We start from the raw sequence: 16,287 nt of genomic DNA on the forward strand, positions 1-16,287 counted from the left end.
ATTATTGGTTGATATTTTTTATTCTGCTGAAAGTTAGTCGAATGAATGCTTAATTATTTTAATAACGAATCAGCTCGACATCTTATTGATGAGCAATAGCAATAAAAGGTAATTAGTTATGAGTATTAAAGCAGCACATAATGTACGCAGTAAAACTTCAGTATCGGTAGCTGCGCTTTTAGCAACTTCATTGCTGGCAGGCTTAACGATGATGCCTGCGCAAGCGGCAAGTTTGAGTGATTTATTTGGCAATAATGACGCCGCAAAGTCAAAATTCTTATCCGTTGACCAAGCGTTTCAAGTGACCAGTAGTAGTAAAGCGACGTCTGCAGGTACGCAATTTTCGATTAACTTTGCTATCACGCCGGGTCACTATGTTTATAAAAACCAGCTGACCTTAAACTTCCCGAAAGGGGTACGCGCAACGCCGTTTACCTTTAGCCAGTCGCCCGTATCAATCAATGATCCTACATTTGGTAAAGTGCCCGTATTTACGCAAAAAAATATGGTCGCCACTACCACGTTGACCTCAGCCACTGGCAAACCTATCAAAAATGCTGCTGTCGTTATCGGCTGGCAGGGATGTGCTAAAGCAGGACTGTGCTATCCACCTGAAAAGATTAAAACCACCGTTAATGTTGCAGCATCGCGTAAGTAATTGATGACTATAAAGCAGTCATATTAAGTTGTGAAAAGCAATGCCCATACCAGAATCAAAGGCAAGAGAGCTCGACAAGAATGCTCTTAGCTTAATCGGTCGCATAAGTCAGTCTGTTTTACTATTAGCAATACAAGGTAGCCGTTCATGTCTATAAAGACACCTGTGAAGAAATTATCATTAATTACTAAAACTACTGCTAAAGCCTCGCCTTTTTTTGCAGCGGCTATTGTTAGTAGTGCGCTATTGACTGGGCTGACTGCCACCACCATGACGACCCATGCTGCCAGTTTGGGTGATTTATTTGGTAATAATCAAAGCGCAACTCAGCCGAAATTCTTATCGGTTGATAAAGCGTTTCAGGTTGGTAGTACCACCAAAGCAGTTGCCAATGGCACACGCTTAGCGATTAACTTTGATATCACGCCTGAACATTACGTTTACAAAGACCGCATTAAGTTGGACTTGCCAGCAGGCGTAACGGCAGCACCTTTTACCTTTAGCCAACGTGCCAACATGATTGACGACCCAACCTTTGGGCGCGTACCAGTATTTGATCAGATCAATGTAGTGGCAACGACGACTTTGTCGAGTAGTAAAGCGATTAATAATGCCGCTTTGACCATTGGCTGGCAAGGCTGTGCGAAAGCCGGACTGTGTTATCCGCCTGAAAAAATTAAAACCACGGTAACGATTGCGGCTCCCCAAAAAACAACACTTGTCAATGCTGCCAGTGCGCCTAATACAACGAGTGGTGCTGCAAAGACGACGGCTACCGCTACAGAAGTAACGGCTAATTCAACATCAAAAAATGTGAGTTCGACCAGCGAAGTCAATACGGTATCAGGTGCTGCTACGAATGCTGCTAGTGATACTGCCTTGGTCGATAACGGCTCTGTAAAGAGTGCGGATTTAGTCAGTACTGGTTTAGAGAGTACCGAGTTAGAGAATAGTACTGCAGAAGATGCAGCGTTAGATAGTGAGGCAACCAATAGCATCTCTGGTGCCGATAGTAATACAATTTCTGGCGCAGACAGTAATACGATAAGTGGCGCTGATAGTGGTGCTAATAATATCGACGGCGATTTTAACGGCAGTGGAATTGCGGCTAACTCTCTTGAGGATAGTGATCCGTTTGGGCTGGCATCGCATCCTTGGTTGGCATTGGGTTTATTATTCTTAGCCGGTCTAGGTCTAGCATTAACGCCTTGCGTCTTACCAATGCTGCCGATTGTTGCCAATATCGTTGCCCGTCAGCAAAACCCAACCGTAAAAAAAGGCGTGATTTTAACCACCAGTTATGCGGTGGGCGTTTCCATTGCTTATGGTATTTTAGGGGCGATTATTGCCGTATTTGGTGAGTCGTTAGGGATTATCGGCTGGCTACAAAACCCTGTTATTCTCATCGGCTTTGCCATCGTGTTTGTGCTGCTTGCCTTGTATATGTTGGAGATATTTACCATTCGTCTGCCGCATGCAATTGCCAGTAAAATGCAAGGCTTAAGCCAAGCGGGTGATAGTAAATTAGGCAGCGCAGGCGGAAGTTTAGCAGCTGGATTTTTATCCGCGCTAGTAGTATCACCTTGCGTATCTGCACCCTTATTTGGCGCATTGCTTGCAGTATCAACGATAGGTAATCCAGTGCTCGGGTTTGCCGCATTATTTATGCTAGGCTTTGGTTTATCTGCGCCGCTGATTTTAATTGGCGCAACGCAAGGCAAAATTATGCCAAAAGCGGGCGAATGGATGAATTGGGTCAAGCAAGGCTTTGCCTTATTATTATTCGCAGTTGCTTTGCTATTGATTGAGCGCGTCTTTGTCTCGCCTGTTATGCTGTTAGTATGGGCGCTTTGGTTTATGGTTGTGGCAATGTGGGCGTGGCGCTGGTTAGGCAAGGGGCGCATGTTAACCCAAGCGCTTGCTCTGGTTACGGGTATTTGGGCGGCGTGTTTAATCATCGGTGCGGCATTGGGCAATGATGACAGCTTGCATCCGCTAGAGTCATTGAGTGCGGCTCCGATAATGTCACAAACAATTGACGGTCAGCCTGCTCTTAATAATAATGCGACAGATACCAAAATAACCACGCTTGCCGAGTTGGATGCGATTACTGCTGCCAACCCTAAAGTGTTGGTGGATGTAACGGCGGATTGGTGTATTGAATGCCGTATTATGGATAAAAATTTATTTACCAATCGCCCTGCGCAAATGGCGGATTGGCAATTGGTGCGCTTAGATATTACGGACACTACCGCTGATTCAAAAGCCATTTTGGCGCGTTATCAATTATTTGGTCCACCGACATTGCTCTATTATCAGGACGGTGAATTGGTCAATAAACAAGTCGGTGAAGTCGGTCGCAAAGTGTTTGAAGAAACATTAACGATGCTGAATAAATAACCCTCTATTAATACGTATTAATCATCAGACTACCAAAATAAACAAGCCAGCGCTGCTATCATGCAGTTGCTGGCTCGTTTGTTTTTATGTTATCCATTCTTCTATAATATTATCTTTATTTCTAAGCTATTTTTTTACCTTATAAGCGATGCTCATTCTATGACTATTTTTAATCGTACCTGTACCTTTATACGGCAACCTTATTTTTTAGCAGCCAGCTTATTTTCCCTCTCAGTTGCATTGAGTGGTTGTCAGCCAAACGATACCTTAGCGCCTACCGTTACTCAAGATAATAACGGCAGTATAAATACCGTCGAAAAAGACAAACAAGCTGCCAATCATTGTCGTAATGACATCCTTATGCAAGCCTTTCAAGCCAAGCAATCCGACCGTCAGGTGCAGGGCTGCGGCACGATTATTAAAGCATTGCTAGATGATAATGAGGGTAGCCGCCATCAAAAAATCCTGATTGAGCTGACCGATGTAACGCCCAAGCAGACTTTATTACTGGTGCATAATATTGACTTAGCACCGCGCGTGGCTGATGTTGCAAAAGGCACGCCAATCAGTTTTTATGGTGAATATGTCTATAATGATAAAGGCGGCTTGGTACATTGGACGCATCATGACCCAGCGGCGCGGCATCAAGGCGGCTGGATTGATAGTAATGGCGTACGTTATGAATAAGATAAGAATGGCATGATCTATGCAATGATGACATTGCTGTTTTTTAACGGCAAACAGGAGATTTAATGAGGATAACGGTCAGTCATTATTGAGTCATCAATCACCTCTAGTAACTGAGCTCTATTTTCATTACAATAAAGTAACATTTTATAGCGGCATTGTTTATTGAGCATTGCTGCTTTTATAACTTCAATTCCTTTATTACCTGAATTTATTTTATCTGAGCCAGCTGACCAATGATGTTGAGCTGTGCCGCCTCTTACCCTATCCGATACCTCTGCGACTTTGCTGGCTATTGTGCCAGTAAGATAAAGGACATTTATGTTTGCTCATACTTTCTCACCGCAGCGCCGCGCTATATTTCAGGGCACGCCAACTTATTTAACGGTCAGTATCGGGGTTTTGCTAAGCTGCGCTACCGTATCAGCACAAGCAATCACGCCTAAGACGGTGCAAAATACTGAGTTTGTCGAGCCAGCTGTGACCATTGCACAAACCAGCGCCATCAAGGCGAGTATGGTCAATAAGCGTGCAAAGTATCCTGAAGCTCGTGTTGATAATAATCTTGGTTTCACTACTGATGAAGTTGCGGCGCAAAAGCAGCTCTTTATCGAATGTACGCACGTATTGACCGATGGCGCACGCTTGGCGTGTTTTGATAAAGTTGCCAATCAGGGTATCACCCCAAGCTATATAACCGCTAAACAGCCGTTAGACTTAGCAAAAACCCTCAAAAGCACCATTTCAGGCAGTCCGCAAGTGGTATTGGCTGAAAACATGACGAGCATAGATGATTCTACTATCGAGAATACAAAGACGGTTGTGGTTGCCAGTCAGTCTGTACCGCCGCAGCATTTGCATCAAGGCGCCCCAAAAACAGAGGCTGAGATTTTAGAGAGCGTGGGCGTTACCCAAAATGATATTGAAAAATATACCCCATTAAGCTTGGCTTATGATTTGGATAAAAACAGTGAGCGCGGCACATGGTCAGCGCGTCCGCATCGTCCGATGTACCTGTTGCCGATATTCGTGAACAGTAGCCCCAACCGCAATCCAAGTAGTCCAACACAAGATCTAGAACGACCTTATACCTCAGATGAGATGCGTAACGCTGAGCTAAAGCTGCAAGTGTCGATTAAGACCAAAGTCGCAGAGGATTTATTCGGTACTCAAGCGGACATGTGGTTTGCGTATAGCCAGCTGTCACATTGGCAAGTTTATAATGAAGACAACTCGCGACCGTTTCGAGCCACCGACTATGAGCCTGAGATTTTTATTACCCAACCGGTAAAAGCAAATTTGCCTTTTGGTGGTCGTTTGCGCATGCTTGGGGTAGGGGCGTCACATCACTCAAACGGTCAGTCTGACCCTTTATCACGCTCATGGAACCGCGCTTATTTGATGGCGGGTGCAGAATGGGGCAAATTCTCCGTCGTACCGCGGTTATGGACGCGCATCAACACAGACAGCAATAGCGAGTCGGATGACAACCCAGATATCGAAGACTTCATGGGTTATGGCGATGTCACTTTTTTATATGACTTCCCTAACAAACAAAGTATCAGTGGCACCTTGCGCTATAATCCCAAAACCGAAAATGGTGCTATGCAAGTCGATTACGTCTATCCGCTATCCAATAACGTGAATGGCTATATACAGCTGTTCCGTGGCTATGGCGAGTCTATTATTGACTACAATCATAAAAATACCGGCGTTGGTATTGGCATCATGCTCAATGATTGGAAAGGCTTATAATAGATTTACAGGGTGTCTAAACAGTACGCACTAGCGATACATAAGTGGACGGCACATTGAATTATGGTAGACATATGCGTCGTTTAGCGCCTTATCAAAGCGGTCTGTGGCTGGCAGAATATGTGAATAAACGCTGTCAGCTGTGCCGCGTGGCAGCGAGCGTTTTGCAGCCGCAGCCTAAAGAAGATAGCTTTGCATCATCTAGTGCGCCTCATATATTCTCTTCACTCAGCCAGCATCTAAATAGTGGGCTGTTATGTGCCGACTGTCATCATAATATCGCGTGGTTGCCTGAGCCTTTTTCTGTGGATATCGCTGCTGATACCTCGCTGTCTGTTCAAGCAGCAAGCTACTATGATTATCCTCTTCGCCAAGCCATTCATGGGTTTAAACACCAAGAAGACATGACCAAACTGCCGCTATTGGTACATGTATTACGCCAATTACCACGTCCTAACGGCTGTCATACGGATAATAGCGTTATTGTTGCGATGCCGACAACATCCAGTCGGTTGAGAGCACGCGGGTTTGATCCGGTGACCATATTGTCTGCATATTTATCAAAGCATTGGCGTATTCCGATTTGGCATGGCGTGCAGCGGATTGATGAGACAGTCAGCCAGCGCGGACTTGGGCGAGCTGAGCGTTTAACCAATCTTACCGATGCTTTTTGCGTTATTGAGCCGCCGCCTGTTAAGCGATTGCTTTTATTTGATGATGTAGCCACTACCGGTGCCAGCTTACAAGCATTGGCAGGTACTTTACTGCCGTCCTCCAGCATTAATATCAATATACCTCGTACTCAAACTCTCGATCCTTTGCCCACTTCCTATCAAATCAGCGCCTTCGCCCTAGCGCACGGCAGCCAACGCTTGCATAAATAATCAAACCTCTAACAGCTATCAGTAATGTAACAGTTATGTTACCGTTATTTAAGATAGTGGAACGAAAATTGCAGGCTATATGGTATGAATCCTTTTAAATTAAACGCTTAAGGGTTTTTTACAGTAGTTTAAAAGGTCACTGTGCTAAGTATTGAATTATTAAAATAATAGTAGGATAACGATGTGAAAACGTTCGTAAATAAGTCGTTATATAGACAACCAAAAAGCAGCTCAGGGTTTACCCTGATTGAGCTGATGGTAACGATTGCTGTCCTTGCTATTATTGTCAGTATTGCCGCTCCTAATATTAGCAATCAACTTGCCAATCAGCGGGTGAAATCTACCACAGCAACGCTACAGAATGCTTTAAAAGAAGCGAAGGTTGAGAGTGTGATTCGGCGGCAAGATGTTGAGGTTACGATTAACAATAATGGTACTGCTGCCGGTTCTATTGTCATTACCGGTGGCAATTCACTGAATATTACTACTTATTCGTACTCTGTCAAAAGTACCGTTAAAGCGGTTGATGGTGGTGGAGTGGCTGTTACCAATATTAAATTTAAACCAAGCAAGACGGCAGATACGCGCACGTTTACTATTTGTGATAGCACCCAGACCGCCAGCCCCAGACAAATTACAGTCAGTAGGGTTGCTAATATCACTACTAACTTGGGAGGAACCTGTCCATGAAAAATATACGCTCCCAAAATGGTGTCGGTCTGGTTGAAGTACTGGTCGCTGTCTTATTATTGTCGGTCGCGGTACTTGGCTTTAGTGCCTTGCAACTCCAAGCTGTTAAAGCCACAGAAGAGAGCTTAGTTCGGACGCAAGCGCTTAGCGTGGTACGTGGGCTTGCCGAAAATATGCGCGCTAATCCTTTGAAAACGCAAACGTACCAAGATGCCATTAATACCCCTGATGCTACTGCTACTACTTGTAAAGCACTGAGTGATAAATGTACTTCAGAACAGATTGCTATAAAAGAAGCAAATGCAGCGGTCAAGAAACTTAAAGAATATGATATTAAAGTAAGTATGAACACCTGTCCTGGTACGGCTAGTTTTTCTGAGATTAAATGTATTATTGCTGCTTGGGGTGAGACCAAACCTATAATGAATGACACGGATACATTGGCTTGCTCAACAGTAATGGGTGTTTATAAAAGCGGTAGCACCTGCATCATCGTGGAGGCGTACTGATGAAAAATATTGCTTCTACATTTGTTACCAATAATATTCGACATCAGCAAGGCTTTACCTTGATTGAGCTCATGATATCACTGGTATTAGGTTTGCTGATATCAGCCGCCGTTATGCAAGTATTTTTGACCAGTCAGCGAGTAGACCGCATTCAAACTGCAGCTTCTGAGATTCAGGACAAGGCGGTTTTTGGTCTACAAGCTATAGAACCGCAAGTGCGGCTGGCGAATTTGGGCAATGATGGCGTATCTATCAACGATATTACTGTAAATGGTGGCATTGTACTGACTGCTGGCAAGTTTGATAGCAGCTATGAAGCAGATGAAGATAGCGCTGATGATTCTGCTAGCGCGTCTACTAGAAGTAATGTTATGACAAAAAACAATCTTCGTAGTGGTTTTTTGACTCGAAGCGGCGACATGGCAACCACAGGAAATACTGGTAACAGGTGGAATGGCAGCTTGACAAATACTGGTGTTAGTAGTGACCAATTAACCATTCAATATATCAATACTACTGGTCGAACGCTTTACGATTGTGAAGGTGAAGAGGTTGCTCCAAATGCCCGAGTAATCACTCGTTATTTTATAAAAGAAGACAGTGACAAAACGAAAAAAGATAGAAAAAATTTAAACCTAAATTGTGATGCCGGTCGTATTATTGATAATAGATTTACAGATTTTGCTAATAAAAATAGTGGTCAAACCATTATCGAAAATATTGATCAATTTAATATCCGTCTAGGTACACAACAATCTATACCTAATGGAAGCAAGATAAGCTATCAATATGCAGACATGACAGTCGCAGAGTATATGGCGCTAATAGGTGATAAACCGCCCATCGTTAATATTAGAATTGCTGTTTTAGCGCGTAGTACCGCCAATAGCCCTGAGGCAAGCACTGAGAGCTTTGAAATATTTGGTAGTACTCAGACTCTAAAAACCCAAACTGATGCGCCAAAGTATCTGCGCCGGGTCTATGAGACCAATATACTGCTGCGTAATGCACGAATCATGCGGATTATAGATAGTAGCGCGCCTTAATGATGTAAGAATCTGGTGTATATATAACACCCCTGCGCCAGTGGAAGCCGTCGCTGAATTATATAATTACAGAGAGATTGCCATGATCAGTCACAGACCTCACGCCACACCCTTCGCTTCATCTAGTCAAAGCGGCGCGGTCTTAATCGTGGTCTTACTATTCTTAATTCTTATTATGCTAGTCGGTGTGATTGCGGTACGTAATAGTAGTATCGATCTAAAGCTGGCGACCAGTGATCAAATCAACACTGTGTTACTGCAATCATCTGATAGCGTGAATAATAAAATTGAGATGTCAGTCAACGGTGATCCACTCAGTCAAGAACATAAGCAAATCATGAGTTTTACTGGCCTTTTTGGCTATTATATTTTGAACGATAGTGCTGACAACGATATTATTGACTTCTGTTATCGCCCACGTGCGGGTTTTTTTAATATTGACAATGCTGTGATACGGCGTAATACCGGTAAGTTAGTAAGTAATAATGAAGGCTATTGTGACCCAGCGGTATCAGGCGACTATACAAGCGCCCGAAATACGACTATGACGCAAGTGATGGTTAAGAATGTCAATAAAGCGGCCGATGCGCGTGCTTTTAATCATATGACGCTAGGCTCAGACACAGAGGCTAAAACCGCAAAAATGCATACTTTCAATATTTATTCGACATCCGTACTGCCATCGTATGGCAATGCTAAAACTAATAATATCCGAGAATGTTTTACAAAAGATGCTTCAGACAGTACCAATGGTATCGCTAAATGTATGAAGGATAATAATATTCCGAATAAAATGTTGTTCGAACAGGTTGATGTTATCAACATCCAAAGTGGTGAGTTTTGTAATTTTTTCGGTACTACAACAAATAGTGTAGCATCTAGTCAGTTATGTAAGGACAGCTGATATATATTGTTGGCAGTTATGATAGTGACTAGCAATATTATTAGCAGGTCATATCATAAAGCATTATTAAATAATATATAAAAAACATATACTTAGTAATATAGCATGGGCTTAATTACTTTTGTAATTAGCAATTATGGTAAACGATAGTATTGATAAATTCGTATCCATCATAGCCGTGCTCAGGAGATATTTTCATGAAAATAAAGCCACTGAATCGTTTTGATAGCTCTATGCAATCTCTTTGTCCATATCACAGTTTACCTGTAACCCAATATTGCCTATCTGTCTCGAGTCTAAGCACCGCTATCATTAGTTTGTTGTGCATGACCATGACACAGGCAGCAGTGAATGAACAAGGGGTTATCAGTCAAATGGGCGACCTAAGCATCTACCAGCCCGCCGCCGCCGCCCGTACCAACTTGATGATGATGATTGATACCTCGGGTTCGATGGGTATCAGCTCATTGGTACTGCCAAAAAATAACCCATTTGGTAGTCCGGGGGATGTAGATGTTGCCTTGTGCGATCGCATCGGTGTTGGCGAATATCAAAACAATAGAAATAATACCAATAGTATTTTTGAATGGAAATATAATCTGACAGATACCACTGTCGGTAGTCCAACCAAAGATAAAACCTCAATTTATAGAAGTGTGGTTATCGGGAATCAGTCTTTTCCTTATTATGTGCGTGGTTGTACTAAAAACGGGGTCACAGAACTTGATCGACTGTCACGGCTAAAAGATGCGCTATTACCACTGCTTGCTAGTGACCAAATTAACAATAAAGTTTTTATGGGGCTTGGGCACTTTTCATCGAAAACGGAGATGAATATTGGTACGGCAACTAATAAGCTGGTTGATGGTCACTCAGGTCGGATATTGGTGCCTTCAGCACCTTTGACGATCTCTCAGCGACAAAAAATCGCTGCTGCATTAGCAGACATTAAGTCACTTGATACTACTACTAATGAAGATGGTACGACAAACGTTAATTTAAAACTATCCAGTAATACCTATCCAAACGTGATCAAATCATCCAGTGGTACACCAACAGCGCACGCCTATGCTGAGGCTGGCGCGTATATGATGGGTACGGGAACCGGTACGGACAGTACCTTAACCAATATAACAAATATCAAGATCATTTATGATGGTTACATGGTCAAGCAAAAATCAGCAAGTGAAGATAAGCAAATCTACTTTGTCTGTGTCGAGCTTGGTACGAATGATACAACAGCCATTGGTGCCACCGTCAAGCAGTGCGTTAATAACTGGCCAGGTCGGTCTGGCAATACTATCTCGACGGGAACTGTGAGTGGCGGAATTTACTATCCAGAAGCAAACGGTACTTGGACGAGGATTAAAGATCAAACTGACTTTAACACAAAAGTTAAAACTGCAACGAATAAGACTGTAGATATGAAAAATCTATGGGATACATATGATACGTTACCAGTTGGTTGGCGCTATGGGGGTTGGTTAAAAGTTGCGCAAGAGCCACTTGATATTGAGCCTATCGTTGGTACGGTTTGGAGTTACGGTGAAAATATTACCGGCTTGGTTTCTTATCGTACCAACCCGTTTACACTAAAGCCGGATCTTACAGACAACAATGTGGGTGGCTTCAGATACTCAGCAGCAGATACTAAAAATACCAGTAGTAATACCTACATTAAGGGTAGTAGTAAAGAGAGTTGCGATAGTAATGGTATTTACTTTTTAACTGACGGTGCGCCCAACTCAACTAAAGACAGTATGGCAAGTGCCATTATTAACCAATCGTTAACGAACAGCTTTGGTATCACTACTAAGCCTACAGGATTGCTATCACCAAAGCTACAGTCGAATCTATTCCCTGGTGAGACTGGCGGTTGGGAGTATATTGGTGAATATGCTAAGCGCTTATATGACCCGACAAAAAATCCTGCAGGAACTAGTATTAAAACTGCGGTAGCAGGTTTTGGTTCATCGTTTGCTGGCATCCCTAAAAAGTCAGACGGTACTTATGACTGTGATGCTGCAACCAATTTAGATGCCAAAAATGCTTGTAAATGGGGCGGAAAAGATTATGGTAATGGTGGCTTCTTTTACGCAGAAACATCGCTTGATATTGCCAATAGTGTGCAAAAATTCATCACTGACTTAAACCAGACCATTAATACCATTCCTGCAGGTACTATTAGTGTACCTGATGACCCGTACCAAACCAGTGCCACCCTACCATATGCCTATCTGCCGTTGCTTGAGCCAAAAGTTGGAGATACTTATAGAGTGTGGCCGGGTAACCTTAAAAAATATGAGACTAAAAATGGTACTTTATACGGTCGTAATGGCGGCAGGCTCTATGACAATACTAAAAAAGGCGGTTCATTAAAAGACAGCACTGCTGACTTATGGCAGCCGACACCTTATCTAAGTTCAGGAAACTCTGCTGTTACTGCAGGTGGGTTTTATGCGCAGCTGAAAGCGGCAAACTCCCAGGCACCAACCAGTACCCGTAACGTATTTGTCGAAAACTATATCGGTAAAAATGACGCAGGAAGTGACACCACTATCCCTAGTGGCGTAGTACAGCTGAGTGTCAACTCTAGTGGCGTACCGACGACCTTTCGCGATGTTAATGATCCTGTATATTCTGCACGCTTGACCATGCTGCAATCTAAGCGTTTATTACTAAATTTTTTAGGATATAACGTTGAATATATGGAAGATTATAGAAATCCTACTAACGTTAATGAGCCACTATATATCGACCAAATGGATATGAAGAATTTCTTACCTTTATCACCTATTCGTCAAGTGGGTGGTGTAGTGCACTCAAAGCCTACACTAGTATCTTACAGTGCTGAGGTCGATGAGGCGGGTAATGTAACTGCAAATAACCGCGATGACTATTTATTGTTTGGTACGATGGATGGCGCCCTACATATGGTGGAATCTAAATCAGGTAAAGAGCAATGGGCGCTGGTTCTACAAGAGATGTTCCGTAAGCAACCGGACGCACTGGTCAAAGATGCAATGGGGGATTTGGCATTTGGTGTCGATGCACCATGGCTTGTAAGTGCAAAATATCGCTATAGTAGTGCTACTGTTACGGAAACGCGCAAAGTCTCTTTATATAAACCTAATGCTAATGACGTCAATGATGCGACCAACACCAGTAATTTTTTACCGCTTGCCGCCTATGGTGGCTTTCGTATGGGCGGCGATGGTCTCTATGGTTTAGATTTGGCAGATAAAAACTTACCTAAAATATTATTTAGCATTACCCCTGACGTGACGAATACCACACCTGTATTGCATCAAAATATTAGTGGTGTTCAGACCACTACGGTTAACGGTGACTACAGTAATGTCGGACAAATATGGAATACTGTCACCACTGCACGTCTGAACGAGTCAGCAAGCGATAGCAAATATAAAGACGTCATTATCTTTGGGGGTGGCTATGATATGCAGTATGAAGCCCCAACATTTAGCCCGACTAACGCTACTAAAGGCAGCTCGATATATGTGAGTGATGCCAAGACTGGCGCAAAAATTTGGTCATGGAGTAACCTGTACAAGCATAGTATTGTCGCTGGTGTTACGGCGTTAGATCGTAATAATGATGGACTCTTCGATCATCTGTACTTCGCTGATATGGGTGGTAATGTGTTCCGTGCGGACTTTATTAATGAAAAAGGCAAGGCATTTAACAATGTGCGAGTCGTCCGCCTTCTTGATGCCTCCAAACGTAATACAGCAAGTACGGTAATAAATCCTATCGCCTACCGTTTTTATAACCGTCCAGTCGTAAGTTTTTATCAAGACAGTTCCCAGTCCTTATTTGCGTTGGTAAATATCGCCTCAGGAGATCGTAGCTCACCTCTATCCAAGCATCGTAGTGATATTAAACAAGCAAACAGACTGTATGGCATCATCGATAGTGATGTCACCCGTGCTGATGTGTTGACCGCTGAGCTGTCTACCTTGAAAATTAAAGAGCTTAATAATAACGAGCATTTGGTCGAGCTGGGTGACGGTAAGCTTACGGTGAATACGACAGAAGCTAAGCTAGCATTGACCCAACCGATGAAAGATAAAACCAAATACGGATGGTACTATCCGTTAACGCGCTTTGGCGGTTTTGAAAAAGTACCGCATATTAAAGCCATGGGCGATTACCGCGTGGTTAATAATTATCTATATGTCTCTGTCTATGACCCTAATATGGCATTTAATAAAAAAAATATCTGTGAAGCGCAAGTACTAGGCGGTTCTGAGCATCAGTTATATTGCTTGCCTTATGGCGTATGCATGGATAAGAACAATACTTCAGTCAGTGGTACGGGTGGATTTATATCCGCAGGTGAGGGTATTCAAGAGTTAAGTCTTGGGGCGGTCAATGATAAAAACCTCAATACCACCGTATTACTGGGTACGCGCACCTTAAATGAACGGGCAAGTGACCGTTTAGCTTACGGCTCGGATGGTAAAAAAGGCACTGCACCTAACCCTTTCTTAACGGGTACTGAAATCACCAATCCCAACGGTTATGGCAGCGCAACCACCACTGGTGGTGACGGCTCAATGGCAGACTTGATATTCCGTGATCGTTACGTGCTCAAGCCCACCCAATGGTTTGAGGCAAACTGATGTTGCACTCAGCTGATTGCATCGCCACTAAGCCAAAATACCTTGCGAGTATTAAAGCGCGTCAGTCTGGCTTTACCTTAATAGAGATGATGGTTATTGTCTCTATTATCGGTATATTGGCGGCGATTGCTGTACCGAGTTATCGCCGCTATGCCATCATCAATGCAGAGCGCGAAACTCAAGCCACGATGCTTCAACTACAGATTCAGCTTGACCGTTGGCGCGCTAGAGCGTTGACGTATCAAGGATTCCTTCCACAAAAATTGACCACAGTCAACAAGATCACTACGACCAGCTATGCTTATGATGCTGATAGTAATACCATCTATGTACCAACAGGCAGCACGTCGAGCAATTACCGCTACAAAATCACCCTCGTTGATGGTATAGACTCTACTAAGACCTTACTGACAACAGGACTTAATACTACCATCGGTCGTACATGGAAAATGCTTGCTGTACCAAATGCCAATAGCGGTGCTAAGGGTGGTGACGTCATTATGCTCACCAGCACTGGCACTCGCTGTAAAAATACCAGCGTCACCCTAACAGCGGACGATTGCGGCACCGGACAAGAGGAATGGTGATAATGATACAGACAAAGGCAAGTATAAGGTTTAAACCACAGTCAGGCTTTACTCTTATTGAGCTGATGATTACTCTAGCGATCATCGGCATCTTAGCCACGATTGCTTATCCCACTTATCAGCGCCATGTCATTAAAACCAAACGTACTGACATGATGAGCGAGATAAATAATATCGCAAGCCAAATCGAAGGTAAAAAGGTGGCAAAGAGCAGTTATACTGCCATTACTGCCGCAGAGCTAACACCCTTTACGGGCGACTACCCAAAACAAGGCACAGCGCTTTATAATGTTATCATTACCCCAAGCCCTATTACGGCTCTATGGACAATCTCTGCCGCGCCCAAACCCGGCACTCAAATGGCAGGCGATGGTACTCTTAGCTTAAACCATCAGGGTATCAAGTGCCGTAACAGTGTATGCGGTACTAATGAGGAATGGAACTAACATGCGGTGCGATTAGTTGTGATAAACATAAGCCATTAACGAAAAATATCAGTTCAGAAGCTGGACAAAAAATGTCAATCTCAAACTATCAGCACTTAAATACAATGATACGCTGCTAAACAGTGACATTTTTGGGTAAGGATACAGCAACAATGAGCTAGTGACAAAAAATGTCGCCTAGTTTTGCTGAGTATCGCTACTCTGTTCTAAGTAATAGCGGCATTACCCTAACTTATCTTCCTTTTTGTCATACTATTGTCCATATATCCTTATTTCTAGTAAGGATATATGGACAATTTTTTAGTATGAATTAAAAAAATAACGATTGCCAAAAGTTGGCACAGTATCTGCAACAATAATAATAAGACCAGTCAGTGATTAGCATTAGCGTGACTGACACCACTACTATGAATACCCCATACTTATAACTGACAGCTAGTGACACTCCGGAATTAGATAGTCATCACACTGTCGTCATATTACCCAAAGGAAATGCTATGAATACTATGCAAAAAGGTTTTACCTTAATCGAACTAATGATCGTAATCGCTATTATCGGTATCTTGGCTGCGATTGCTATTCCTCAGTATCAGAACTATATTGCGCGCTCACAGATGGCAGAGCCAATAACGTTGCTTAAAGGCATTGAGAGCGCTGCACAAGAAAAAATCGATACCGGCACAGCATTTGGTGCATCAACTGGTGATCCAGCTGCTGCTACTAACGTTCTAGGCGTTCAGCTAGCCGGTACTTATGGTACAGCAATAGCACCAGCATGGGCAGTGACTGCTGATACATATACTATCCAATATAAATTTGGTTCTAAAGTGAATAGTAATCTAAAAGATAAACATATTCAAAACACTTATACTAAAGCAACGGGCAAATGGTCATGTGCTACTGATGTAGATACAAAATATGTATCGGGCACTTGTACTCCTGGAGCTACAATTACTGCTTTAACAGAATAAGTATATATAATATACATATAGCTTAGTAATAAATATAGGAAGCCGAACGTGATGTTTGGCTTTTTTATTATCTATAAAACCAAAATGGTAAGCAGTCCGTACTAACA

General features: G+C 42.9%; 13 protein-coding genes. All 13 read left to right on the top strand.

Features of this window, described 5'->3' with window-relative positions; translation table 11 throughout:
• Positions 1-118 precede the first annotated feature (118 nt).
• Positions 119-658 (top strand): protein-disulfide reductase DsbD domain-containing protein, encoded by a 540-nt coding sequence (locus tag AAEY78_RS01065; RefSeq protein WP_352336548.1) that lies wholly within the window; start codon positions 119-121, stop codon positions 656-658.
• A 147-nt stretch (positions 659-805) separates the two neighbouring features.
• Positions 806-3,058, top strand: a complete 2,253-nt coding sequence (locus AAEY78_RS01070) for a cytochrome c biogenesis protein CcdA (RefSeq protein ID WP_352336550.1) — start codon at positions 806-808, stop codon at positions 3,056-3,058.
• A 159-nt stretch (positions 3,059-3,217) separates the two neighbouring features.
• Entirely contained in the window at positions 3,218-3,745 is a 528-nt protein-coding gene (locus tag AAEY78_RS01075; protein WP_352336552.1) for a DUF3465 domain-containing protein, read from the top strand.
• A 321-nt stretch (positions 3,746-4,066) separates the two neighbouring features.
• Positions 4,067-5,500, top strand: coding sequence for a phospholipase A (locus AAEY78_RS01080; protein ID WP_352336554.1), 1,434 nt, complete (start codon positions 4,067-4,069; stop codon positions 5,498-5,500).
• Positions 5,501-5,574: 74 nt separating this feature from the next.
• Entirely contained in the window at positions 5,575-6,384 is an 810-nt protein-coding gene (locus AAEY78_RS01085; RefSeq protein WP_352336556.1) for a ComF family protein, read from the top strand.
• Between the two features lie 183 nt (positions 6,385-6,567).
• Positions 6,568-7,074: a GspH/FimT family pseudopilin gene (locus AAEY78_RS01090; protein WP_352336558.1), complete on the top strand. Its 507-nt coding sequence runs from the start codon at positions 6,568-6,570 to the stop codon at positions 7,072-7,074.
• Positions 7,071-7,583 (top strand): type IV pilus modification protein PilV, encoded by a 513-nt coding sequence (gene pilV, locus AAEY78_RS01095; protein WP_352336560.1) that lies wholly within the window; start codon positions 7,071-7,073, stop codon positions 7,581-7,583. Before AAEY78_RS01090 ends, pilV begins: the two co-directional genes overlap by 4 nt.
• A complete protein-coding gene (locus AAEY78_RS01100) occupies positions 7,583-8,629 on the top strand; it encodes a PilW family protein (protein ID WP_352336561.1) in 1,047 nt (348 codons plus the stop codon). The genes pilV and AAEY78_RS01100 overlap by 1 nt, the downstream gene beginning before the upstream one ends.
• Positions 8,630-8,711: 82 nt before the next feature.
• A complete protein-coding gene (locus tag AAEY78_RS01105) occupies positions 8,712-9,533 on the top strand; it encodes a PilX N-terminal domain-containing pilus assembly protein (protein WP_352336563.1) in 822 nt (273 codons plus the stop codon).
• A gap of 197 nt (positions 9,534-9,730) precedes the next feature.
• A complete protein-coding gene (locus AAEY78_RS01110) occupies positions 9,731-14,176 on the top strand; it encodes a pilus assembly protein (protein ID WP_352336565.1) in 4,446 nt (1,481 codons plus the stop codon).
• On the top strand, positions 14,176-14,763 hold the full coding sequence (locus tag AAEY78_RS01115; RefSeq protein WP_352336567.1) for a type IV pilin protein: 588 nt from the start codon (positions 14,176-14,178) through the stop codon (positions 14,761-14,763). The genes AAEY78_RS01110 and AAEY78_RS01115 overlap by 1 nt, the downstream gene beginning before the upstream one ends.
• 2 nt (positions 14,764-14,765) lie before the next feature.
• Positions 14,766-15,209 (top strand): type IV pilin protein, encoded by a 444-nt coding sequence (locus tag AAEY78_RS01120; RefSeq protein ID WP_352336569.1) that lies wholly within the window; start codon positions 14,766-14,768, stop codon positions 15,207-15,209.
• A gap of 497 nt (positions 15,210-15,706) precedes the next feature.
• Positions 15,707-16,180, top strand: a complete 474-nt coding sequence (locus AAEY78_RS01125) for a pilin (RefSeq protein WP_352336571.1) — start codon at positions 15,707-15,709, stop codon at positions 16,178-16,180.
• Positions 16,181-16,287 lie beyond the last annotated feature (107 nt).

Source organism: Psychrobacter sp. 16-MNA-CIBAN-0192, from assembly GCF_040309565.1.
Classification (GTDB): domain Bacteria; phylum Pseudomonadota; class Gammaproteobacteria; order Pseudomonadales; family Moraxellaceae; genus Psychrobacter.